This is a genomic window from Bacillus sp. FSL W7-1034, from assembly GCF_038593365.1.
Taxonomy (GTDB): Bacteria; Bacillota; Bacilli; order Bacillales; family Bacillaceae; genus Bacillus; species Bacillus altitudinis.
Genome location: NZ_CP151989.1, coordinates 3376551 through 3401022 on the forward strand (window position 1 = coordinate 3376551; position 24472 = coordinate 3401022).

At 43.3% G+C, this 24472-nt stretch carries 22 protein-coding genes; 6 read left to right on the forward strand and 16 right to left on the reverse strand.

Translation table 11 applies throughout. The features are described from left to right. Positions 1–255: 255 nt before the first annotated feature. From glpX to NST73_RS17440, 5 genes are all read right to left on the reverse strand, one after another. Positions 256–1221, reverse strand: coding sequence for a class II fructose-bisphosphatase (gene glpX, locus NST73_RS17420; protein WP_007497670.1), 966 nt, complete (start codon positions 1219–1221; stop codon positions 256–258). A gap of 32 nt (positions 1222–1253) precedes the next feature. Continuing rightward, positions 1254–2543 carry a UDP-N-acetylglucosamine 1-carboxyvinyltransferase gene (locus NST73_RS17425; protein WP_007497673.1) on the reverse strand — a complete coding sequence of 430 codons (1290 nt, stop codon included), beginning with the start codon at positions 2541–2543 and terminating at the stop codon, positions 1254–1256. Positions 2544–2789: 246 nt separating this feature from the next. Further along, a complete protein-coding gene (gene fsa / locus NST73_RS17430) occupies positions 2790–3428 on the reverse strand; it encodes a fructose-6-phosphate aldolase (RefSeq protein WP_003215343.1) in 639 nt (212 codons plus the stop codon). A 111-nt stretch (positions 3429–3539) separates the two neighbouring features. Beyond that, positions 3540–4397, reverse strand: a complete 858-nt coding sequence (locus NST73_RS17435) for a class II fructose-bisphosphate aldolase (RefSeq protein WP_007497678.1) — start codon at positions 4395–4397, stop codon at positions 3540–3542. Between the two features lie 178 nt (positions 4398–4575). Continuing rightward, a complete protein-coding gene (locus NST73_RS17440; protein WP_003214681.1) occupies positions 4576–4950 on the reverse strand; it encodes a response regulator in 375 nt (124 codons plus the stop codon). A 180-nt stretch (positions 4951–5130) separates the two neighbouring features. Here NST73_RS17440 and NST73_RS17445 point away from each other — a divergent pair, with 180 nt between their 5' ends. Continuing rightward, positions 5131–5661, forward strand: a complete 531-nt coding sequence (locus NST73_RS17445) for a DUF2529 domain-containing protein (RefSeq protein WP_008343445.1) — start codon at positions 5131–5133, stop codon at positions 5659–5661. A 41-nt stretch (positions 5662–5702) separates the two neighbouring features. Here the strand turns inward: NST73_RS17445 and pyrG are convergent, their stop codons facing one another. Continuing rightward, entirely contained in the window at positions 5703–7310 is a 1608-nt protein-coding gene (pyrG, locus tag NST73_RS17450) for a CTP synthase (glutamine hydrolyzing) (protein WP_017360053.1), read from the reverse strand. 238 nt (positions 7311–7548) lie between these two features. Next, a complete protein-coding gene (gene rpoE, locus NST73_RS17455) occupies positions 7549–8085 on the reverse strand; it encodes a DNA-directed RNA polymerase subunit delta (protein ID WP_017360054.1) in 537 nt (178 codons plus the stop codon). Positions 8086–8456: 371 nt separating this feature from the next. On the opposite strand from rpoE, the gene NST73_RS17460 reads away from it, so the two are divergent. Further along, positions 8457–8936 (forward strand): hypothetical protein, encoded by a 480-nt coding sequence (locus tag NST73_RS17460; protein ID WP_024718764.1) that lies wholly within the window; start codon positions 8457–8459, stop codon positions 8934–8936. A gap of 13 nt (positions 8937–8949) precedes the next feature. Here the strand turns inward: NST73_RS17460 and NST73_RS17465 are convergent, their stop codons facing one another. The 6 genes from NST73_RS17465 to NST73_RS17490 form a co-directional block, all read right to left on the reverse strand. Beyond that, positions 8950–9147 carry a hypothetical protein gene (locus NST73_RS17465; protein ID WP_159145190.1) on the reverse strand — a complete coding sequence of 66 codons (198 nt, stop codon included), beginning with the start codon at positions 9145–9147 and terminating at the stop codon, positions 8950–8952. Positions 9148–9278: 131 nt separating this feature from the next. After that, on the reverse strand, positions 9279–10421 hold the full coding sequence (locus NST73_RS17470) for an acyl-CoA dehydrogenase (protein WP_047945753.1): 1143 nt from the start codon (positions 10419–10421) through the stop codon (positions 9279–9281). 16 nt (positions 10422–10437) lie between these two features. Continuing rightward, positions 10438–11550 carry an acyl-CoA dehydrogenase family protein gene (locus NST73_RS17475; protein ID WP_342499243.1) on the reverse strand — a complete coding sequence of 371 codons (1113 nt, stop codon included), beginning with the start codon at positions 11548–11550 and terminating at the stop codon, positions 10438–10440. Positions 11551–11561: 11 nt separating this feature from the next. Further along, positions 11562–12425, reverse strand: coding sequence for a 3-hydroxybutyryl-CoA dehydrogenase (locus NST73_RS17480; protein WP_007497692.1), 864 nt, complete (start codon positions 12423–12425; stop codon positions 11562–11564). Positions 12426–12444: 19 nt separating this feature from the next. Then, on the reverse strand, positions 12445–13620 hold the full coding sequence (locus NST73_RS17485) for an acetyl-CoA C-acetyltransferase (protein WP_047945756.1): 1176 nt from the start codon (positions 13618–13620) through the stop codon (positions 12445–12447). A 103-nt stretch (positions 13621–13723) separates the two neighbouring features. Next, a complete protein-coding gene (locus NST73_RS17490) occupies positions 13724–15835 on the reverse strand; it encodes a heterodisulfide reductase-related iron-sulfur binding cluster (RefSeq protein ID WP_024718768.1) in 2112 nt (703 codons plus the stop codon). A 143-nt stretch (positions 15836–15978) separates the two neighbouring features. Between NST73_RS17490 and cls (NST73_RS17495) the strand changes: the two genes are divergently transcribed. From cls (NST73_RS17495) to NST73_RS17505, 3 genes are all read left to right on the forward strand, one after another. Beyond that, entirely contained in the window at positions 15979–17175 is a 1197-nt protein-coding gene (gene cls, locus NST73_RS17495) for a cardiolipin synthase (protein WP_342499244.1), read from the forward strand. A gap of 12 nt (positions 17176–17187) precedes the next feature. Then, positions 17188–18150, forward strand: a complete 963-nt coding sequence (uvsE, locus tag NST73_RS17500) for a UV DNA damage repair endonuclease UvsE (RefSeq protein ID WP_217967739.1) — start codon at positions 17188–17190, stop codon at positions 18148–18150. A 73-nt stretch (positions 18151–18223) separates the two neighbouring features. Next, positions 18224–18478, forward strand: a complete 255-nt coding sequence (locus tag NST73_RS17505) for a hypothetical protein (RefSeq protein ID WP_008343494.1) — start codon at positions 18224–18226, stop codon at positions 18476–18478. Between the two features lie 211 nt (positions 18479–18689). Here the strand turns inward: NST73_RS17505 and NST73_RS17510 are convergent, their stop codons facing one another. From NST73_RS17510 to cls (NST73_RS17520), 3 genes are all read right to left on the reverse strand, one after another. Then, positions 18690–19688, reverse strand: coding sequence for a S66 peptidase family protein (locus NST73_RS17510; RefSeq protein WP_024719429.1), 999 nt, complete (start codon positions 19686–19688; stop codon positions 18690–18692). Positions 19689–19897: 209 nt separating this feature from the next. Next, positions 19898–21613, reverse strand: a complete 1716-nt coding sequence (locus NST73_RS17515; protein ID WP_017368229.1) for an ABC transporter ATP-binding protein — start codon at positions 21611–21613, stop codon at positions 19898–19900. A gap of 105 nt (positions 21614–21718) precedes the next feature. After that, positions 21719–23221 (reverse strand): cardiolipin synthase, encoded by a 1503-nt coding sequence (gene cls, locus NST73_RS17520; RefSeq protein ID WP_024719431.1) that lies wholly within the window; start codon positions 23219–23221, stop codon positions 21719–21721. 151 nt (positions 23222–23372) lie between these two features. On the opposite strand from cls (NST73_RS17520), the gene NST73_RS17525 reads away from it, so the two are divergent. Then, positions 23373–24341, forward strand: coding sequence for a S66 peptidase family protein (locus tag NST73_RS17525; RefSeq protein ID WP_259253687.1), 969 nt, complete (start codon positions 23373–23375; stop codon positions 24339–24341). Positions 24342–24472: the final 131 nt, after the last annotated feature.

The window sequence follows — 24472 nt, forward strand, 5'->3', positions numbered from 1 at the left end:
ACGCTCCCACTCGTTTTATCGTAAAGATAGGAACAATGTGAAATTGAGCTTTGTCAACATAGAGAAGGATAATGAGTATATCGTCATGATGCGGCAGTATTTAAACTTGTTGAAGCTTAAAAGAAGTAAATTCGCAGAAAATTTCGCAGCACTCTTTAGTTTTACCTCATTTGCAGGGAATATTCAACTTTAAAAAGAAAATGATATATATTTGACACCTATATGAAAAGCGGGTAAAGAATACCCGCTTTCAGATTACGGACGAATGACAAGATTCGGTTTTTTCTTTAAACTGTGTCTGCCATCGACGAATCGAACAGTACCTGATTTCGCACGCATGACAACACTATGTGTTGTTCCAACAGAGCCTTTAAATTGAACACCTTTTAATAACTCGCCATCTGTTACACCTGTCGCTGCAAAAATGGCGTCATCGCCTTTCACGAGGTCTTCCATTCTGAGGACTTTTCCAACATCCAGTCCCATTTTCTCACAGCGTCTCAGCTCTTCTTCACTTTGTGGAAGAAGCTTACCGTGGATTTCTCCACCAAGTGCTTTTAACGCAACAGCAGAAAGGACACCTTCAGGCGCTCCACCTGAACCAAATAGAATATCAACACCTGTGTGATCAAATGCTGTATTAATGGCTCCTGCAACGTCACCATCATCGATCAGCTTGATTCTTGCTCCAGCTTCTCTCAGCTCAGCAATGATCTTTTCATGTCGCTCTCTGTTTAAAATTGTCGCAACAACATCTTCAATATCTTTGTTTTTCGCTTTTGCAACAGCACGAAGATTGTCAATGACAGGCGCTTCAATGTCGATGCAGCCTACCGCTTCTGGACCTACTGCGATCTTATCCATGTACATATCAGGTGCATTCAGCAAGTTGCCATGATCTGCAACAGCGATAACAGCTAAAGCATTCCAGCCGCCGCTTGCCACAATATTTGTTCCTTCCAATGGATCAACAGCGACATCCACGCGAGGTCCATATCCGTTTCCAAGCTTTTCCCCAATATAAAGCATTGGCGCTTCGTCCATTTCTCCCTCGCCGATGACCACAGTTCCCTTCATCGGAATCGTATCAAATACATCACGCATGGCACTTGTTGCAGCATCATCCGCTTCGTCTTTTAAACCTCTACCCATCCAACGAGCAGATTTTAATGCAGCTGCTTCTGTCACCCGTACTAGTTCCATCGATAAACTTCTTTCCATTTTTGTCCAAATCTCCTCTCACAGTCAAAGCCTTATGAATTTTGAAGTTCTTCTATTTCTTGGTCATTCAGCTTTTCACGCCAGATGGTTGCACCCAAGCCTTCAAGCTTCTCCTCAAGCATACTATATCCTCTGTCTATATGTTCAAGCCCTGTGATTTCGGTCACACCGTCTGCCATTAACCCTGCAACAACGAGACAAGCACCTGCTCGCAGATCACTTGCTTTGACCTTTGCACCTTGAAGCTGCGTTTGACCTGTAATAATGGCAGATCTTCCTTCCACCTTCATATTAGCACCCATTCGACGCAATTCGTCAATGTGTTTAAAGCGGGCAGAGTAAATGGTATCTGTCACGACACTCGTGCCTTTCGCCTTTGTTAACAAAGCCGTCATCGGCTGTTGAAGATCGGTCGGAAAGCCCGGATACACAAGGGTTTTGATATCGACAGGCTTGAGTCCTTCATTTCTGCCAACGATCAGCATTTGATCGTTGCTTGTTTCAATTGTGAATCCCATCTCTCTAAGTTTCGCCGTAATTGATTCTAAATGAGTTGGGATCACATTATCAAGCACAACTTCATCCCCCATCGCTGCACCTGCAATTAAAAATGTACCTGCTTCTATGCGGTCAGGGATGATGGAATGCCTGCAGCCATGAAGAGATTCCACACCTTCGATCCGAATCACATCCGTCCCCGCACCTTTGATTTTAGCTCCCATGCTTGCAAGCAGTGTCGCTACATCAATAATTTCGGGTTCTTTTGCGGCATTTTCAATCACTGTTTTCCCTTCAGCCAGCACGGCTGCCAGCATGATGTTGATGGTCGCACCTACACTGACAACATCAAGATAAATACGGGCTCCGACTAATTTTTCAGCGCGCAAATAAATCGCACCCTGTTCGTTTGTCACCTCGGCTCCAAGTGCTTCAAAGCCTTTGATATGCTGATCGATCGGTCTAGGTCCTAAGTGACATCCCCCTGGCAATCCAATGACAGCCTGCTTGAATCTACCGAGCATAGCGCCCATTAAATAATAAGATGCCCGTAGTTTCTTCACTTTCCCATTAGGAAGCGGCATACTGATCATGGAAGCAGGATTGACAACCATCTCACCTTTTTCAAACGTGACCTTTCCGCCAATCTCTTCTAACAGATCTCGTAATGTGTCAATATCTGAAATATGCGGAAGGCCTTCAATGGTTACTGGAGAATCAGCGAGAATCGTGGCAGGAATCAGTGCCACAGCACTATTTTTCGCACCACTAATATGTACGGTCCCGCGCAAGGGGTCACCGCCGGCAATGTTTAACTTTTCCATATTTGTCTCCCTTCTTAAAGAAGATCACTGTTGGAGTTATACTGTTTGTGGATGTCGCGCTTTAAAAGGTCTTGTCCAAAATTTAGCCAATATCAAGAGAAAGAATACAGGTTAAACGAAATTTGTCGGAAGAAAAATAATCGAAGCTTTGCGAGGCTGTGATGTTCTCTTCTTTGCACAAAACATTTCTTAGCGTATTTAAGGAAAACTGCGGCAAACGGATGCGTATCCGTCTGCCACAATCACTTATTTATTCCAGTCTGCTAAAAATTGCTCAATGCCTGCATCCGTTAATGGGTGTTTTGTCAGCTGCTTGATGACTTTCAGCGGCATTGTGCCGATATGAGCACCTCTAAGCGCAGCTTCTGTCACATGCTGCGGGTGACGAATGGATGCAGCAATGATTTGTGTATCTAATCCATGAACATCAAAAATGGTTTTCACTTCACTAATGAGATCAAGACCATTTTGGCCAATGTCATCTAAGCGGCCGAGGAATGGAGAGACATACGTCGCACCAGCTCTAGCTGCAAGAAGTGCCTGGTTTGCACTAAAAATCAACGTGACGTTTGTTTTAATCCCAAGGTCTGTTAACGCTTTGACCGCTTTAAGACCGTCTGTTGTCATTGGGATTTTCACTGTAATATTTGGTGCAATAGCAGCAAGCTCTTTTCCTTCTTCGATCATTTCTTCTGCTTTGAGGGAAATGACTTCCGCACTAACTGAACCTGATACCACGTCAGTGATTTCACGAAGGCGATCGTGGAACGATACGTCCTTTTCTTTCGCTACTAAACTAGGGTTTGTTGTCACGCCTGCTAAAATGCCAAGCTCGTGTGCCTCTTTGATGTCTGCGATATTCGCTGTGTCTACGAAAAATAACATAACTGTGCCACTCTCCTATCAATAAATTGTCTGAAATGTAAATTTGATTGCGCTTTCTCAAGATATGGAGAAAACCGCCTGTGACTCAGGCGGCTTTCGGTTCTCATCAAATTATGCTTGGTTAGAAGAACCAAATTCACGCATTTTGCCGATAACAGTCGCTTTAATTGCGTCACGAGCTGGTCCAAGATATTTACGTGGATCATACTCTTCTGTTTTTGCAGCAAGTGTTTCGCGAACTGCTTTCGCAGAAGCAATTTGGTTTTCAGTGTTTACATTGATTTTTGCTGTACCAAGTGAAATCGCACGCTTGATGTCAGCAGTTGGGATACCTGTTCCGCCGTGAAGAACAAGTGGAAGTCCAGTTGTTTTACCGATTTCTTCCATTTCGGCAAAACCAAGGTTTGGTTCACCTTTGTATGGACCATGAACTGAACCTAGTGCAGGCGCAAGGCAGTCAATACCAGTACGTTCTACAAGCTCTTGGCACTCTTTTGGATCAGCATAAATAACGCCCTCAGCGATGACGTCGTCTTCTTGTCCACCAACAGTTCCAAGCTCAGCTTCTACAGATACACCGTGGAAATGTGCAAGCTCAACCACTTTTGCAGTTGTCGCTACGTTCTCATCAAATGGATGGTGAGAAGCATCAATCATCACAGAAGTAAATCCTGCATGAATGGCTTTTGCACAAGATTCAAAACTTGAACCGTGATCTAAATGAATCGCAACAGGAACTGTTACATTATATTCTTCGATTAACGCTTTTACCATTGCGACAACTGTTTTGAAGCCGCCCATGTAGCGTCCTGCTCCTTCAGATACTCCTAAGATAACTGGAGATTTCTCTTCTTCAGCAGCTTGTAAAATCGCTTGCGTGAATTCTAAGTTATTTAAGTTAAACTGTCCAACAGCGTAACCTTTTTCCTTTGCGTCTTTCAACATTTCTGTCATTGAAACTAAAGGCATGATGAAAAATCCTCCCTATGTAGCTAATTTGCTTACTAAAAAAAGCTCTCCACCCTAGCATGACCAGAATTTCTCGCCATATGTAAACTTTCAAAGTCAGATCGCTTTCTTCTTCTTATCTAGAATACCAATTATTCGACAAATCGGCAACAGAATGACTTGATTCAATCATTTCCATCTAGCCATTTGTTTCGAGCGGCAAGTATTCTTTCACTGCATCACGGATTTCATCAATATCAAATGGTTTAGCAAAATGCGTTAATGCACCGAGCTCTTTAGACTCTTGAATCATATCTAGTTCGCCATAAGCTGTCATAATGATCACGCGGATGTCTTCATCAATTAATTTCATGCGTTTTAAAATCTCAATGCCATCCATTCCGGGAATCTTCATATCAAGCAGGACGAGATTTGGTCTATGGTTTTTCACAATATCTAATGCCTGTAGTCCGTTAGCGGCTTGAAAGGTTTGATAGCCTTCTTTATGAAACACTTCATTCAGCAATATTCTAATACCGTACTGATCATCGACAATTAAAATTTTCTCATTCATCTGTTACACCCCATTGCTTTCATTTTTCGCCATAAAAAGAGCTGTTGTTAAATAATTCTGTTTGATTTTCACATTTCCTTTAATTATAATAGTTTACTTTACGACATTTTCTGAGCATTTTTCCTAATATTCTCTTTATATTCTATTATAAAATGATCTGACAGAAGGAGGAAATGAGTCTTGTTAAAAATTTTCACTACCCAATTATCAGGTATTTTTTCACGTATTGGAGATAAGCAGGCCGAAGCGATCGAAGACGGTGCACGCCTTCTTGCTCAGGCCGTTGTCAGTGGACATGCCGTGTATTTTCATGGCAAGAATGAACTGGCGGCTGTAGCCTTAGAGGCATCTGAGAGCAAGGAGCCGTTTCCGGGTGCGAAGGTTCTGCCGCTGGATCAAAAGGAGCGCAGCTTACTTCATCCAAGTGACAGGGTGCTTTTATTTTATTCAGATCCAGAAGATCAAGAGATTCAATCCCTTGTCAAAGAGCTGCACGAACAAGGTACACCTATTGTCGGGGTCGGTCCTGCACAAAAGGAGACATCATTCATTGAAGAGCATTGTGATGTCCACATTGATTTTCAGCTCAAAAAACCACTTGTGCCTGCTGAAGATGGAACAAGGTTCGGCTATCCTGCATTGATGACCTGCTTATATGTCTACCATGCTCTATCGTTTACTGTGAAAGAAATCGTTGAGGAATATGAATAAAAAAACTGCCGAGAAGATGATATTCTCGGCAGTTTTTTGTTTTATTTTGATTCAGATGCCTGTAGTGAAGCACCAACGAAATCTCTAAATAACGGCTGTGGTCTTGTCGGTCTTGAAATGAATTCTGGGTGGAACTGAGAAGCAAGGAACCATGGGTGATCCTTCAGTTCAATGATTTCAACAAGGCGTCCGTCTGGGCTTGTACCAGAGAAGACAAAACCTGCTGCTTCCATTTGCTGTCTGAATTCGTTATTAAACTCATAGCGATGACGGTGGCGTTCGTACACGACTTCGTCATTGTATGCAGCAAATGCTTTTGAGTCTTCGTTTAGTTTACAAGGGTATAGGCCGAGGCGAAGTGTTCCACCTAAGTCATCAACATCCTTCTGTTCTGGAAGAAGGTCGATGATTGGGAATGCTGTTTCCGGATCAATTTCAGCGGAATGTGCTCCCTCTAAACCTAGTACGTTTCTCGCATATTCGATAGATGCGACTTGCATACCTAAACAAATTCCGAAGAATGGTACTTTGTTTTCGCGCGCATATTGTGTTGCAATGATTTTCCCTTCTACTCCGCGGTCTCCGAAGCCTCCAGGAACAATAATGCCGTCTACATCTTGAGCGAAATCAGCCATATTTTCTGCTGTGACTTCTTCTGCGTTGATCCATTTGATTTGAACATCCGCATCAAATGCATAGCCCGCATGACGAAGTGATTCAACGACAGAAATGTATGCATCTTGCAGCTCAACATATTTCCCTACAAGACCAATTGTGACTTGTTTTGAAAGGTTTTGCACTTTATCAACAAGCGCCGTCCACTCCGTCATGTCCGCATCTTGACAGTCAAGCTTCATGTGCTCACATACAAGCTTGTCTAATCCTTGTTTTTGTAAATCAAGCGGAATCGAATAAAGGGTATCCGCATCCTGACATTCGATGACTGCTTTCGTATCAATATCACAGAATAGCGCAATTTTGTCCTTCATGTCTTGTGCCAATGGCATTTCAGTTCTGACCACAATGACGTTTGGCTGAATACCTAGACTACGAAGTTCTTTTACACTATGCTGTGTTGGTTTTGTTTTCAGTTCGCCTGCAGCACGGATGTAAGGAACAAGGGTACAATGAATGTACATCACGTTTTCACGGCCGATGTCACTCTTCATTTGACGAATCGCTTCTAGGAATGGAAGGGATTCGATATCTCCAACTGTTCCACCGATTTCTGTAATGACCACATCTGCACCCGTTTCTTTCCCTGCACGGTACACACGGTCTTTGATTTCATTTGTAATATGGGGAATAACCTGTACGGTTCCACCTAAATAGTCGCCGCGGCGCTCTTTTTTCAGGACTGTAGAATAGATTTTACCAGTTGTGACGTTGCTGTATTTATTCAAGTTAATATCAATGAAGCGCTCGTAGTGACCTAAGTCAAGATCTGTTTCAGCACCGTCGTCTGTGACAAATACCTCACCGTGCTGGTATGGACTCATTGTCCCTGGGTCTACGTTGATATATGGATCAAACTTTTGAATGGTGACATCCATCCCTCTATTTTTCAGAAGGCGGCCTAACGATGCAGCCGTGATCCCTTTTCCAAGTGAGGAAACAACTCCTCCTGTTACAAAAATATACTTTGTCATTTCGTATGCTCCTCTCTTTTTTACCCTTGCATGACTAGACATGCACAGCTTCATCCTTTTAGAGTGTATCCCTAAATCTCTTGAAAAATAAGAAAGCTCCCTTTCAAATAAATGAAAGGGAGCGTAAATGAACGTATCTTTACGTACTCTTTTTTAGAGAGCCCAAAATACATACTACATAGTTCGCTCTGGAAAGTCAAGACGGTTTTGTCCTGTTTTCAGGACCGGTTTGTGAGGGTTATTTGTCTTCCTCATCATCGTCTAAATCGTCTTCATCAATTTCCGTTAAGCCGTCATCATCTTCATCATCATCTTCGTCAAACTCTTCTATCTCTTCATCGATTTCTTCATCGTCTAGGTCAAGGTCCTCGTCGTCTTCAACAAGATCAAGATCTTCTTCAAGCTCGTCGATTTCTTCTTCCTCTTCAATATCATCGAAGTCTTCTTCAACGACAGCAGCTTTTGTTTTTTTCTTTTTCGCTTTTGTTTTCACAGCTGGCTGAACTTCTTCTTCGATTTGATCAACTGGATACCAGCTGCGAAGTCCCCATCTCTGATCACCTAACGAAATAAAGCGGCCATCTATATTTAAGTCTGTATAAAATTGAGCAAGTCGATCATCAAGATCAGATTTTTGTATCCCTTGCAAACGGACCATTTCATCTATTAACTCGGAAAACGTAATCGGCGTTTTGCTGTCTCTGAAAATTTCATAAGCAAGTTCAACTAAAGACATTTGTTTGAGCTGTTCCTGTGAGTATTCTTTCAAACTCAAGGTCAGACACTCCCTTTCTATTACATGTATGTATCCATTTATCAGTGAAATAATAAGTATTTATACCTTATTCTTACGACAAACCATACCTCTCATTATAAACAAATTAGGGGAGTTTATGCCACCTTTATTGATGTTAATTTTTGATTTTTTCACAAGAGGAGCCTCTAGCGGTCAATCATTTGTGCCGAATTGGCACAATTCATGTGTGAAGCACACGTTTTGCATGCTTTTTTGTCTTCTCTTTTGATGAATACAAAGCCATTTACTCTTCTTAAAAAAGGGTATTTATTCCTTCACAAAATGTTCACTTACGACGAATTGAAACAGAAATCTATAATAAAAAGACTAATTTTGAGGGGTTGATCGAATTGCCAATGACAAAAAAAGAAGATATACAATTTGGTGTCTTGATGTGTTTTTGTATGTTTTCAGTGATGTTCTTTTATAACCTATTTCTAAATGGACGGCTTGGACATATGACATGGTTAGAAGGTGTGCTCACCTATGTGATCGGTTTTGCCATCACGTTGTTGATTGAGATGTGTATTGTTGGGCCTTCAGCAAAAAAAGCAGCCAACCGTTTTGCCCCAAAAGGCAAGAAAATCTATTTTATTCTCACTCTTTCTATCTTTATCGTGTTTGGGATGGTGTGTCTCATGTCTTTATGCGGATATGTCGTTCAAAGTATCAGCACAGGATTTCAAACACAATCGATTCTATCTGATTACTTAACGATTTTCGGTCATAATGTCATGTTGGCGTTCCCTTTGCAGATGTTGATTATGGGACCGCTTGTCCGTTTTGTTTTTTTCAAATGGGTGAAATTAAAACAGACAGCAGCGGTTTAGTCGAATGGATATGTTACACCTGGATATTCTGAATGAGTGAAAAAACCAAAGGTACGGTGAATAAAGTGCCCGCAGACACGAGTACAATGAGTTTTCTGCGGCTGTTTTCTTTTTCTTCCTTCCTTTTTGGAGACTTTGAAAGCTCTGTGGAGACCATAATCCATATGATCATCGTGACGATTCCTAAAATGCCAATAAATGTTGTGTTCATCATGATAACCTCCATTTTGGTTCTTTTCCCAATTTTACCATAGTGATCAGGTGATATGAGATCATATTGGAGAGATTTCACATTTCACACAAAAACAGACCACCTCATATCAGGTGGTCTTTACTTGGTTTCTACATATCTAGCAGTTTCCGTGAGATGACTAGCCGCTGGATTTCTTGTGTACCTTCATAGATTTGAGTGATTTTCGCATCACGCATGTATCGTTCGACTGGGTAATCCTTTGTATAGCCGTATCCGCCGAAGATTTGTACGGCTTCTGTCGTCACCTTCATGGCTGTATCACCGGCAAAGAGCTTGGACATAGCTGATTCTTTCCCATACGGAAGCCCTTTCGTTTCAAGCCATGCTGCCTGATAGGTGAGCAGTCTTGAGGCCTCAATTGCCGTTGCCATATCCGCTAACTTAAAAGCAATGCCTTGCTGCTGAATGATTGGTTTGCCGAATTGTTTGCGCTCCTTTGCGTAATTGACTGCTGCATCTAGAGCACCTTGAGCAATGCCAACAGCTTGTGCGGCAATACCGTTTCTGCCGCCGTCAAGTGTCATCATCGCTATCTTAAAACCTTCGCCTTCTTGACCAAGCCGGTTCCTTTCGGGTATACGACAGTCTTCAAAGATGATTTCTGTCGTTGGCGATGAGCGGATGCCCAGTTTGCTTTCTTTTTTGCCGATTGAGAAGCCTTGCGTTTCTTTTTCTACTATAAAAGCGGTTGTATTACGGGATGAAGGATCTTGGTCGGTAACGGCAAACACAATATAATAATCCGCAATGCCTCCATTGGTAATAAAAATCTTTGCCCCGTTCAAGACGTATTCATTCCCTGCTTTTACTGCTGTTGTTTTCATTCCGCCGGCATCTGAACCAGAGCCGCTCTCGGTCAGTGCGTATGCGCCGATCTTCTGTCCTTCTGCAAGCGGCTTTAAATACGTCTCCTTTTGCTCATCTGTTCCGAATGTATAGATTGGCCATGAGGCGAGTGATGTGTGAGCAGATAGGGTGACGCCTGTTGAGGCGCACACTCGTGAGAGCTCTTCAACCGCTATGACATAGGCCAAATAATCACTACCAATCCCCCCATTTTCTTCTGGCCAAGGGATTCCCGTTAAACCAAGCTCCGCCATTTGACGAAAAATAGCGGGATCATACGATTCTGTTTCATCTCGCTCTGCTGCTGTTGGCTCCACTTCATTTTTCGCAAAGTCTCTCACCATTTTTTGTATCATTTCGTGTTCGTCACTTAATTGGAACTGCATCATGAGCCACCTCACTTCATATTAGCTGTTTACAAATAACCAGCCTTTGTATTTCACTTGTTCCTTCATAAATCTCACAAATTTTCGCATCACGAAAGTACCGCTCTGCTCGGTATTGCTTCGTGTAACCGGCTAGACCAAGCAAATGGATGACTTCAGTACTAATATCAACCGCTGTTTTAGATGCAAATAACTTCGCCATCGACGCTTCCTTCGTGACAGGGCGATTGGCCTCTTTATAAGAAGCCGCTTGATAGACAAGAAGTTTTGCCGCTTCCAGCTTGGTGCCCAGATCGCCCAACCGAATGGTCGTTTCAAGGCCAGCTGGATGCTGCTTTAAATACGTGACCGCCTCAGCTAATGCGGCTTCTGCAATACCAAGGCTTTGAGCCGCAATGCCAATTCTCCCCGCATTTAAGCTAGACATGGCAATCCGAAAGCCTTCTCCTTCTGCGCCGAGCAGCTGTTTTTTTGGAATTCGAACACCGTCAAAATGAAGTGTGACTGTTTTTGATCCATGCAGGCCCATCTTCTTCTCATCTTTTCCGATCGTAAATCCTGGTGTCCCCTTCTCCACAATGAATGCTGATATATTTTTCTTAGCAGAAGCAGGGTCTGTCACGGCAAATACAAGATAGACTTCTGCTTCACCGCCGCTTGTGATAAAAATTTTCGTTCCATTTAACACATAGTGATCGTCTGCCTGCTCTGCTTTCAACTGAATACTAGAGGCATCTGATCCTGCCTTCGGTTCAGTTAGACAAAAGGCGCCCAGCTTCTGCCCGGACGCAAGCTTGGGAACGTAGGATTCTTTTTGTTCAGTCGTTCCAAACGCCAAAATCGGCATCGTCACAACGGATGTATGAACGGATACAATGACACCGATGGTTGCACTTACTTTGGAAAATTCATGAATCGCCATGATATAGGTTGTGAAATCTGCCCCTAATCCGTGATACTTATCTGGGATCGGAATGCCTAAAAAGCCTTGCCGACCCATTTCAGCTAAAAGCGTTTTCGGGAACACGCCCTGTTCCATCGCTTCTATTTCAGGGAATACATGCTGGCGTGCAAATTCTGCTACTCGTTTTCTCCAAAGACGTTGTTTTTCTGTCAGCAACACATCCATCTTGACTCCCCCTATGAGTGGTCGTGGTAAGTGTAAAAACCTCTCTTTGTCTTTTTGCCCAGCCAGCCTGCGTTCACGTATTTTTTCAAAAGAGGACAAGGTCGATATTTGCTATCTCCAAGACCCTCGTGAAGGGTATTCATAATAAATAAACAAGTATCGAGCCCGATGAGGTCGGCGAGACGAAGCGGGCCCATTGGATGGTTCATTCCAAGCGTCATGATGCCGTCAATACTTTCTACATCTGCCACGCCTTCATAAAGGGTATAAATGGCTTCATTGATCATCGGCATTAAAATGCGATTTGACACAAACCCAGGGAAGTCTTCCACTTCTATTGGGGTTTTGTCTAATGTCTTCGCGGTGTCAAAAACAAATTGGTACGTGGCATCATCCGTTTGTAGCGCACGGATTACTTCCACAAGTTTCATCACGGGAACTGGATTCATAAAATGCATGCCGATCACTTTCTCAGGCCGTTTCGTCACGGCTGCTAATTCTGTGATCGACAAGGAAGACGTATTTGTCGCAAATATCGTGTCATCAGGTGCAAATTGATCGAGGGTTTCAAAGATTTGTTTTTTGATCTTCATTTGTTCAGATGCGGCTTCAATCACTAAATGCGTCTGCTGTACATCCTTTAAATCTGTTGAAACAGCCAGTCGCTGTGTAATATCACGGACTGCCTGATGTGCCAGCTTTCCTTTTTCTGCTCGTTTCGTCAGTTGTTTGGTCATAGAGGAAATGGCTCGATGAATCTGCTCCTCTTCCGTATCATGGAGCAGGACGGTATAACCTGACTGTGCAAATACTTGGGCAATACCCGAGCCCATTTGCCCAGCCCCAACGACCATGACGGTTTCTTCTATACTCATGACAATGAACGCCTCCCTTTTAATCCACCTTGATCATGATCGCATCACCTTGACCCCCGCCGCTGCAAATCGCCGCAATGCCGATCCCGCCGCCTCTTTGTCTGAGTGCATGGATCAAGGTCAATATAATACGTGTCCCGCTTGCTCCAATCGGGTGACCAATCGCGACTGCCCCTCCGTTCACATTCATTTTCCGACGATCCAGTCTAAGAATTTTTTCGCATGCCAATGCAACCGCTGAAAAAGCCTCATTGATTTCAAACAAATCGATATCCTCTACTCGCTTCCCTGTTTTCTTTAACACTTTTTCGATGGCATAAGCTGGTGTTTTCGGAAAATCCTTTGCCTCTACTGCTACTTGCGCATGCCCAAGCACAACTGCCAGAGGTTTTTCACCTTGCTGCATGGCGTATGTGTCTTTCATTAATAGAAGCGCACTTGCACCATCATTGACACCCGGTGCATTGCCAGCGGTAATTGTACCTGCCTGATCGAAAACGGGCATCAGTTTTGACAAACGTTCATATGACGTATCACGCCGCGGGGCTTCATCTTCTGAAATCAGCTGATCTCCTTTTTTATTCTTGACGGTAACGGGGATGATCTCATTTTTTAAAAAGCCATTTTTTTGCGCCTCAATGGCTCGTTCATGACTTCTTAACGCCCAAAGGTCTTGTTCTTCTCGTGTAATGCCAAGCTCTTTCGCCGCCATGCTTCCATACTCACCCATATGAACACCTGTAAACGAACAGGTTAATCCATCTAAAATCATGGCATCTTGTACAGCACCATCTCCCATTTTGTAACCCCATCGTGCTTTTTTCAGAAGATAAGGAGCATGAGACATGGATTCCATGCCGCCTGCCACGATCACATTGGCATCTCCCGCTCGAATGATTTGATCGGCTGTCGTGACACTGCGCATTCCTGAAGCACAGACTTTGTTGATGGTTTGCGTCGGAACCGACCAAGGGAGACCTGCCTGTCTAGCTGCCTGTCTTGAAGGAATTTGACCTTGTCCTCCTTGAAGGACACTGCCCATGATGACTTCATCCACTTCATGAACATTTGAGGCTCTTTCCAGCGCAGCTTTTATCGTCATCCCGCCTAATTCTGCAGCAGTCAAACGACTGAAAGTTCCACCTATTTTTCCAAATGGTGTTCTCGCTCCAGATACAATGACCGTCGTGCTCATTTCTTTCCCCTCCTATTTGTTACCGCTTACATAAATGCTAGACAGTTCATAAAATATCGGTGTCCACTGGCCGATGAACAGTCGATCCATCGGCCTGACACCTTTATGAAGCCTGCGTTCTCGTTTCGCCAAACACTGATTTTTCAAGAAGTTCTGCGACATCAAATGTGCCGACCTGCTCTTCTACTTCCTTCGCTTTCGTCCCATCCCCAAGCATGGTTAAACAATATGGGCACCCTGAGCTGATGATGGACGGCTGTACCTGTAAGGCCTGCTCCGTCCTCGCTGTGTTAATTCGAGTACCTGTCTCTTCTTCCATCCACATTAAGCCGCCGCCGGCACCACAGCACATCCCTGATTCACGATTCCGTTCCATTTCTTTCAGTGTCACACCAGGAATGGCTTTTAAAATATCTCTTGGCGGATCATAGACCTCGTTATATCTGCCTAGGTAGCAAGAATCGTGGAAAGTAATGACCTCATTCACTTCATGAATAGGTGTTAATTTCCCCTCTTTTACTAGCTCTGCCAGTAATTCTGTATGATGATACACCTCTGCCTCAAGTCCAAAGTCTGGGTATTCGTTTTTAAATAAATTGTAAGCATGCGGATCGATCGTGACGATTTTGGTTACGTCATTTTTTTGGAATTCTTCGATGTTTTTTGCAGCAAGCTCTTGGAACAAAAATTCATTCCCAAGTCTTCTCGGTGTATCACCTGAGTTTTTCTCTTTATTGCCTAGGATGGCAAAAGAAACCCCTGCTTCATTGAGCAGTTTTGCAAAGGCAAGAGCAATCTTTTGGCTTCTATTGTCATATGCACCCATCGATCCAACCCAGAATAAATAGTCGAAGGTTTGATCTGCTTTTTTCAGTTCTTTCACTGTCGGTACGTGCACATCTTCTCTTAGATCACGCCAGTTTTCTCTTTCTTTTCGATTCAATCCCCATGGGTTCCCTTGTCGCTCGATGCTTGTCATCGCACGCTGTGCATCTGCATCCATTTTTCCTTCTGTCAGCACTAAGTATCTGCGCATATCAATGATTTTGTCGACGTGTTCGTTCATGACAGGACACTGATCTTCACAGTTTCGGCATGTCGTGCATGCCCAGATTTCTTCTTCTGTAATGACCTCACCAATGAGAGAAGGATGGTACATTGCGCTCGCCGCAGATTCTTCCGCTCCAGCTCCCCTTGCCTGTAATGCCAGCTGATTTCCTGTCGTCTGTTTGAAAGCAAGCTGCGGAACCCACGGTGTCTTTGAAGTAATGGCAGCCCCTTTATTTGTTAAATGATCTCTTAATCGTAAAATCAAATCCATTGGAGACAGCATTTTCCCCGTCCCTGTCGCCGGGCACATATTCGTACAGCGCCCGCACTCCACACAAGCGTAAAGATCGATCAGCTGAGATTGACGGAAATCTTCAATTTTCCCAACGCCGAACGTTTCTTGTGTCTCATCTTCAAAATCAATTTTTTGCAGTTTGCCTGGCGGGTCCAATCTGCTGACAAATACGTTGACCGGGCCAGCGATGAGATGGGCGTGCTTAGACTGCGGGACGTACACTAAGAACGTCAGTAAAATAAGAAGATGCACCCACCATGCGACATAGAACACAATTGTTGCCGCAAGTGGTGACAGCCAGCCCAGCAAGAAAGCAATGCCGGAAGCAATTGGCTCAGTTGCTGATAGTGAGTGCCCATGCCAAATGATGTTCATTCCGTTTCCCAGTAATACGGTCAGCATCAATCCGCCAATAAACAAAAGGACAAGCCCTGACTTAAAGCCCCTTTTTAAACGGACTAACTTCTCGACATATCTTCTATGGAATGCCCAAACCACCGCCACTAAAATGAGAAGTGTGACTACCTCTTGGAAGAACGTAAAGACACCGTAAAGCGGACCTAATGGTAGCCCGCTGTCTGGAACAAGTCCCTTCATAATAAAATCAAGGGCTCCGAACTGCACTAAAATAAATCCATAGAAAAACAGCACATGAATGATGCCGCTCTTCTTGTCCTTCAGCAGTTTCTTTTGTCCAAACACATTCACCCAAACACGTTCTAAGCGTTTTTTCATGTCTTTCTGAAATTCTTCTTTTTTGCCAAGACGAATATACGCGGCTCGTGTTCGAATGAGATAAATAAACAAATACACAGCGTAAGCGGTCACTGCCGCAAATGCAATCAAGTTAACAATTAAAAGGCTATTCATCTTGCTCCCCCTTTCATTCCCCAAGACCCACTTTGTTCCGTTTCCATGTTGTACCTCTATCATAAATAATGAATGAGTATTCAGTCAATATTTTTTGCCCATTTGGGTACACTATCGTCATATGTAAAAAAGGAGGAACCTTCATGATCGCATGGATCATTCTACTCGTCGTCTTCGTCATTGTTCTACTCGTCAGGCTAGATCTTTATATAGGGAGAAAATATTTTTCTACCCATGCTTTTGAACGGTCTTTTGACCAAACAAGCGGCGATGCAGTTTTTTATCATGATGGCGAACCACTGTTTGATCAGCTGCTTACGGATATACAGCAAGCCTCTTCTTCTATTCATATGATGTTCTTTATTGTAAAGAACGACAAGATTGGGCAAAGGATTCTGCAAGCACTTAAAGCGAAAGCAGAACAAGGTGTTTCGGTTTTTTTGCTCACTGATCGGTTAGGCTCCTATCCATTTGATCAAACATCCATTCAGATGCTCGAAAAAAGCGGCATTCAATTTTACTTTTTAAACAAACCACGTTTTCCTTTTTTCATTTATCGCTTGAACATGAGAAATCACCGGAAGATCACGGTGATCGATGGGAAGATCGGCTACATTGGCGGGTTTAATATCGGCGATGAATATGTAGGGAAAAACGGCAGGTTTGGCATTTGGAAAGACTATCACCTGCGCATGACAGGACAGGTTGTCGCAGACCTCCAGCACGTGTTTCTGAATGATTTGTACCGGTCATCTGGTATTCACCAGCTGCAATACGAGGTTTTTCCTACACTGGAACCGGGAACATTACAGTGCACTACACGTGCGACGGCAGGTTTTTCTTTAGAAGCCTTATTTCTTCACGATATTCAACAGGCGAAAAAGCAAATCACCATCTGCACGCCCTATTTTATTCCATCCGCTCCTCTTCTAAGCGCCCTTCTTGACGCACGGAAGCGAGGCGTGACTGTCGACATCATCATCCCAATGAAGGCAGATCACCCGCTTGTGAAAGAAGCTGGATTTCATTATTTGAAAGATCTGATCGCTGCCGGATGTCTTGTGTATCGTTTTTATAAAGGGTTTTATCATGCGAAAGCCATTCTCATCGATCATAGCCGTTGTATGATCAGTACAGCGAACTTTGATAAACGAAGTTTGTTTTTCAACGAAGAAGTGGATGTGGCCATTGATGATCCCGCCTTCACCGCACATGTAGAGGAAAAGATTCGTGAACACATGGAAGTGTCAGAACTGATGACTGAAGAAAAATACAAACAACGCCCACTTCTCATGCGTCCAATTGAGTGGATAGGCGCCCTGTTCTCGTATTTTTTATAAAGGAGTTGACCTATGCGTTATCGATTTGGTTATGTATCCAACGCCGTCACTTTATGGGAAGCTTCACCTGCCAAGTCGCTGACCTTTGCAAGATACAGTAAGCTCTCAAAGGAAGAGAGGACAGAGGCTCTATTGCGAACGACGAAAGCCAACCTCGTCAATACATTAAGAACGCTTTATTTTGCGATTGCCCATGATATTCCGCTTTACCGTTTTTCAAGCTCGATTGTCCCGCTCGCCACCCATCCTGAGGTGCGGTGGGACTTTGTGACACCCTTTCGCAAAGAATTTCTAGAGATTGGTCAACTCGTAAAGCGGCACGGATTACGAGTGAGCTTTCACCCCAATCAATTTACTTTGTTCACAAGTCCAAAACCATCCATTACAGAAAACGCCGTCATTGATATGACCTATCATTATGAAATGCTTGAGGCCATGGAGCTTGAAAAGGAAGGCTATATGAACATTCATGTCGGAGGTGCATATGGCGACAAGGCATCTGCTTTACAGCGTTTTGATGAAAATATAAAGCAGCTTCCTGCACATATCAAGGCGAGAATGACGCTTGAAAATGATGACAAAACCTATACGTCATTAGAAACGCTTGATGTTTGTGAAAAGCATGGCATCCCGTTTGTATTTGATTACCACCATCACATTGCAAACAAAGATGATGATGCGGCACTTGATGACATTTTGCCAAGAGTGTTTGACACGTGGGCAAACACTGGCATACCGCCTAAAATCCACTTATCCTCACCAAAATCAGAAAAGGCGGTACGAAGCCATGCGGATGGAGTGGAGATGTCCTTTGTATTGCCACTTTTTCAAGCTTTAAAGTCGTATGGTCGTGATGTGGATTTTATGATTGAGGCAAAGAAAAAGGATCAGGCCTTGCTCCGCCTTGTTGAAGAACTGTCCGCGATCAGAGGCAATCGGCGGACGGGCGGAGGCACCATTGAGTGGAAATCGTAGAGAAAGGTTTACCTCTGTCACAACGGGGGTAACAAAGCTATTGTGAGAAAGTATTTAACAGGAGGATATGAAGATGTCACAAATCTATTCAATCCGAATTGCTGCGAAAGCATTGAATTTACATAAGCTTATTTCTCTATACGAAAAGTGCCAACACGCTCAGCATCGTTTATATGTATATTCTAAAAAAACAATGTGCAACATTAAGAACATCGTAGAGCTAGAAACCTTTAGGCTTACTCATTTAGAATCAGACTATTTAATCGTGGTAGAAGGAAAAGAGGCACAAGACCTTCTTCAGCCGTTTGAAAAAGAGAATGCTTCATAAAGAAAGGCAGCCTTAGGCTGACAAAGGGATAAAATGAACCTTATTTTATCCCTTTGTCTTCTTTTCAGCGTAGTTGAAAACCTTTGCAGTCTAGGAAGGACGAGTACCGGCGCAGAGCGAATGTCACATTCGTGAGTACCGGCACGCAGGACTGACACCGAATGCGAGGGTTTGTCTACACGCTGAGGCAGCCTTAGGGCTGCTCTTTTTCTTATATCCATGCTTCTGTCAGCCAAACCTCACCTGACGATGCATTCATTTTTACCTGTGTACCGATTGGCATCGTGAGCATCGGGTGCGTATGAGCACTGTCAAATTCCGCAATGAGCGGCCTCTTTGTATCTCCCAGTACTTCAAGTAAAAGATCGTGCGGCCTTTTGCCCGTTCCTTCATCATCAAACAGCTCATGTTTCCCTAAGAGGATACCAGATACCCGTTCAAACACACCATTTATCTTTAGCAGAGAGAAGTTCTTTTCGACGGTGGAGGCTGTTTTCATACAATCTTCAATGAGAAGGATATCGCCTTTTTGGATTTGAGGCATGAATTCACTTCCCCATATGCCATACATGGCATTTAGGTTCCCGCCGATCAGTCTGCCTTCTGCCTGCCCTTCAATGACGCACATCCAATCGTTTGGACGTTTTTCTTTTTCTCGTATTTTCTCTTCCCAATTGATCCGTTCGTCCGTCCAGAAGGGCGGCTTTTTCACCTGATATGGGATGGGCTGCGGATGAATGAGAATGTCCTCGAAAGATTGATATGTATGATTGACAAATGGTTCAAACTCTCCAAAAGACGGCACAAGTGCAGGCCCGTAAAAAACAGGCAGACCCGTTTTTTCATAAACCGCTAAAAGAATCGCCGTCGCATCTGAATAACCAATCATGATTTTCGGATACTTCTTCAGCAGCTCAAAATCGAGATAAGGCAGCAAACTATTCGAGTTCGTCCCCCCAATCATCGACATGATACAGGACAAATCTTCTCTCGCCATCAGCTCATTCAGCTCAGCTGCTCGTTCTTGAATCGTTCCCGAACGATAGTGATCCTCTTTCCCTGTTAATGATCCTGGTACCACAATGAACCCTTTTTGTTCAAGCCATTCCTTCGCCCGCTCATACCTAAGAGGCGAGGTGGCAGATGCTGGACTTGAGGGAGAATAAATACCTATTTTATCGCCCTTCTGTAAATGCCGAAGCCCCTTCATTCCATCAGATCCTTCCTACACGAGTTTTTACTATCCTAGCAAAAAAAGCCCTTTTTCAAAAGGGCCTCGATTTAAAAATAAAGTACACTTCAATTTAACAGCTTAAACAGGCCAAATATGATGACAGTAAAACTGATGACCAGCGTCGCAAATATCTCAATACGAAAAAGAGCCCAGCTTAATAACTGGACTCATTCAATCACTTCTCTTCAATGACCAAACTGCGCTTCGTGCAGTCTGCTATAGACGCCGCCCATTTGGATTAAATCTTGATGGCGGCCTTGTTCTTCAATGCCTTCCTCTGTCACGACGATGATTCGGTCTGCATGTTTAATTGTCGCAAGGCGGTGTGCAATGACGAGTGTCGTCCGGCCGACTGCCAGTTCGCTTAGTGCGTCTTGGATTGCTTTTTCTGTTTCTGTATCAAGTGCTGACGTCGCTTCATCCAAAATAAGAATAGACGGGTTTTTCAAAAACATCCGTGCAATTGACAAGCGTTGCTTTTGACCGCCGGATAGCTTAACGCCGCGTTCACCAATGACCGTATTCAACCCTTCTGGGAAACGCTGAACGAGCTCCTCTAAATGAGCACGTCGCACCGCCTCCCAAATGTCTGCATCACTCGCTTCTAGGTTGCCGTACGCAATATTCTCACGAATGGTGCCTGAGAATAAAAAGACATCCTGCTGCACAATGCCAATCTGCTGTCTTAAAGAGGACAGGGTCATCGATTTTGTGCTCACACCATCAATGGTGATGTCTCCTTCGTCCACATCATAAAAACGAGGCAGCAGACTGCAAATGGTCGATTTCCCCGCTCCTGATGGCCCGACAAACGCAACAGTTTCCCCTTGTTTGATCTTTAAGTTGATATCCTTCAATACATGACTGTGCTCATCGTAGCCAAATGTCACGTTTCGATACTCAATTTCACCTTTCAAGCCGTAAAGATCACGTGCTCCTTCTGTATCCTTCACATCTGGCTCTGTTTCAAGCAAATCGACATAGCTTTTAAAACCGGCAATGCCTTTTGGATACATTTCAATCACCGTGTTGATCTTATCAATGGGTCTGAATAACACATTTGTGATCAAGACAAAGGCGATAAATCCGCCTGCCGTTAATTGACCTTGAAGAACAAACCATGTACCTGCCAGAAGGACAAACAGCGTCACAAGCCTTGTGAGAATATAGCTGATTGATCCGTTAACCGACATAATTTTATAGGAAAGAAGTTTCGCTTTTCGAAAGCGGTTGTTATTTTCAGCAAAACGCTTTTTCTCAAAATGTTCATTTGCAAAGGCTTGAACAAGACGAATACCACCAATATTATTTTCAACCCTTGCATGAAAATCTCCAATGTCATTGTTGAGTTGTGTAATCGCCTGTGTCATTTTTTTATTAAAATGAAGGGCTAACCAGATGATGACTGGCATAATCAAGAAGGTTAAAATGGCAAGCTGCCAGTTAATCATGAGCATGACGGCAAAGGCGCCAAGAATGGTCATAATCGCAATAAACAAATCCTCAGGTCCGTGATGCGCCACCTCACCAATGTACATGAGGTCATTGGTCATTCGAGACATAAGCTTACCCGTTTTGTTGTTATCAAAGAACTTAAATGAGAGACGCTGAAAATGATCAAATAGCTTTTTTCTCATATCTGTTTCAATATTGATGCCAAGCATGTGCCCCCAATACGACACGATAAATTGCATCACTGAGCTGAGTGCGTAAATGACAAACAGCGCAAGTGCGGTCCAGGCAATGACCGTCCAGTTCCCTGTTGGTAATAATGTATCAATGAAGTAGTTCACGATCAGCGGGAAACCTAGTTCCATGAGTCCGACGGCCACAGCACAAAAGAAATCTAAAAAGAACAGACCACGATAGGGCCTGTAATAGGCAAAAAAGCGTTTTAGCATATGTAAAAGAACCTCACTTCCTCTATAATTGATAATCATTTTCAATTATAGAGGAATCATTATCGAATTACTAGATCAGGAAATGATTTCTTTCCCTGGAAACCCTCACAATACACCTGAAAACAATCGTGCAAACGATTCCTTTAAACGTTCCTTTAAGCCCCTTTTATAAAAATGAACTGGCCCCATTTGCTCACATTCTTTCATATCTTCCTCATAATGAGCCATCAATTGCTCGATCGGTTTCTTTGCCGCTGTAAAGACATTGACCTCAAAATTGAGTTGGAAGCTTCTCATATCAACATTGGCCGTTCCGACAGAGGCAAGTTCTCCATCTGCAATCATGACCTTTTGATGCATGAACCCTTTTTGATAGTGATACACCTTGATGCCCTCTTTCAAAAGCTCAGAAAAATAAGATCGTGTGGCGTATTGCGTGAGAAATCCATCATTAATCTCAGGCACCATCACACGCACATCCACCCCTCTTGTCGCCGCAATTTTTAACGCTGTGCGAATGGATTCATTTGGGACAAAATAAGGCGTCGCAATCCAAACAAATTGCTGTGCATTCGAAATGAGTGCGTCATATAAATCACTCATACTTTCCTTCATATCAGGTCCAGTCGGCACGACCTGAATGACATCTTCTCCTGTCACAGGATGCGGGGTGTGATACTTCGGATCATCAATTAACACTTCATCTGATACATACTCCCAGTCCAGCATAAATATGGAGTGAAGTGTCTGAACGGCTTCACCCTTTAACATCGTATGCGTATCACGCCAAAAGCCGATGTTTTCATCGCGTCCTACATATTCCTTCCCGACATTGAGCCCGCCAACAAATCCTGTTTCTCCATCAATAATCACGATTTTTCGGTGATTTCGGAAATTGAATTTTTGATTAAAGAATCCGTATTTTAATGGCAGAAAAGGAGCGACTTTTATCCCTGCCTGCTTCAATCGTTTAATATCTTTTCGTGAGAAGCGAATGCTGCCAGCCGCATCATAGATGAAGCGGACCTCTACTCCTTCTTTCACTTTTTCAATCAGGATCTCCATCATCCGGTGACCGAGGAAATCAGATTTGAACATGTAATATTCTATATGGATGAACGTTTTTGCCTTTTTTAATTCTTCAAAAATACGTGGAAAGGTTTCCTCTCCATTCTTTAAAATCTCCATATCACTATTTGTATTTACATGCATCCCTGTCGCTTTTTCTGTGTAATGAAAAAAAGCACGCTGATTATCGGTTAAACGCGTCTCATCCGGCTTACTCTCAAGCTCTGATATTCTGCGTAATTTTTCTCGGTTATACATTCTCTTTGATTTAAACAAATGTCCTTTGACATAAAGCTGCCCCGAGAACAAATAAAACATATAGCCGATGATCGGGAAAAAGATCAGTACATACATCCATAACAGCGTGTGCTGTGATGTCCGGTTCTCTAGCATAAGCGAAATAATACTAAATAAAATGATGGCGATATAACTAGATGCGTAAAGCTGAAAACCCCACGCTGGAACCGGCCACCAAAACACCACATATGCCCCAAATATCATGAAATATAAAAATAGAAATTCCAGTCTCCTCTTTTTCACATTCTCCGCCCTCATTCTGTCTTTTTCTTTTCCATACCCTTTGCACAGCTCGTCTGAAACGCACGGTTTGCTGCTTTCTTTTAGCTTTTACAGACTGGAGCGTTTTGATCCGATATAATGGAAAATATGTGAAGGAAAGGACGAATGACTTATGCGTACACCATCTGCTTTAAAAAAGGGAAGCCACATTCGGGTAATTGCTCCAAGCCGAAGTGCCAGCATTTTATCAGAAGAAGGAATAGCTCAGGCGAAAAAACGTTTAGAGGCATTAGGGTTCACTGTTTCTTTTGGACAACACGTGTTTGAATGTGATCTGCATTCCTCTTCTTCTATTGAACACCGTTTATCTGATCTACATGAGGCATTCTCAAATGATGAAGTCGACGGCATTTTGACAGCAATCGGCGGCTTTAACTGCAATGAGCTTTTGCCTTATATAGATTATGATTTGATTCGTCAACACCCAAAAGTTCTTTGCGGCTACAGTGATATTACCGCACTTGCAAACGCCATTACCGCCAAATGTGACATGGTTACGTACTCAGGTCCTCATTTCTCCAGTTTCCAAATGGAACAAGGACAAGAGGAGCAGACAGCCATGTTTCAAGCGTGCGTGATGAGCAGCGAGCCATTTGATGTCACCCCTTCTACAAAGTGGAGTGATGATGCGTGGTATCTTGATCAAGTAAATAGGCAGTTTCATCCGACAACATGGGGGATTTATCAGGAAGGAACAGCTGAAGGCACCTTGTATGGCGGAAATCTTTGTACACTGAACTTACTGCAAGGGACACCCTTTATGCCTCGCATCAAGGATGCCATCTTATTTGTAGAAGATGATGACTTGGTCTTTCCTGAAATGTTCGCCAGAGACCTTGCCTCGCTCTTGCAGCATGCCGAATCCATTAAAGGGTTAATCATCGGACGTTTTCAAAAGAAATCCAAGATGACAGAGGAACATTTGAGGTTCATCCTAGATAAGCACCCAATGCTTCAACACATTCCAGTGATTTACGATGTCGATATCGGACATACACAGCCGGTCTTCACCTTGCCGATTGGCGGGAGTTCCGAGCTCTCCTGCGACGGCGGACAAATCCAATGGCGTGTTCATGCATAAATAAAACCTAAAAAGCACCCTCATATGCGGGTGCTTTTTCTATGCCATCATTTCTTTTTAAAATTTTTTTTAAAAAAGTGATCCAACCCTTCATCCCCTTCGTTAAGTAGATGTAAAAAGAAAAGAGAGGA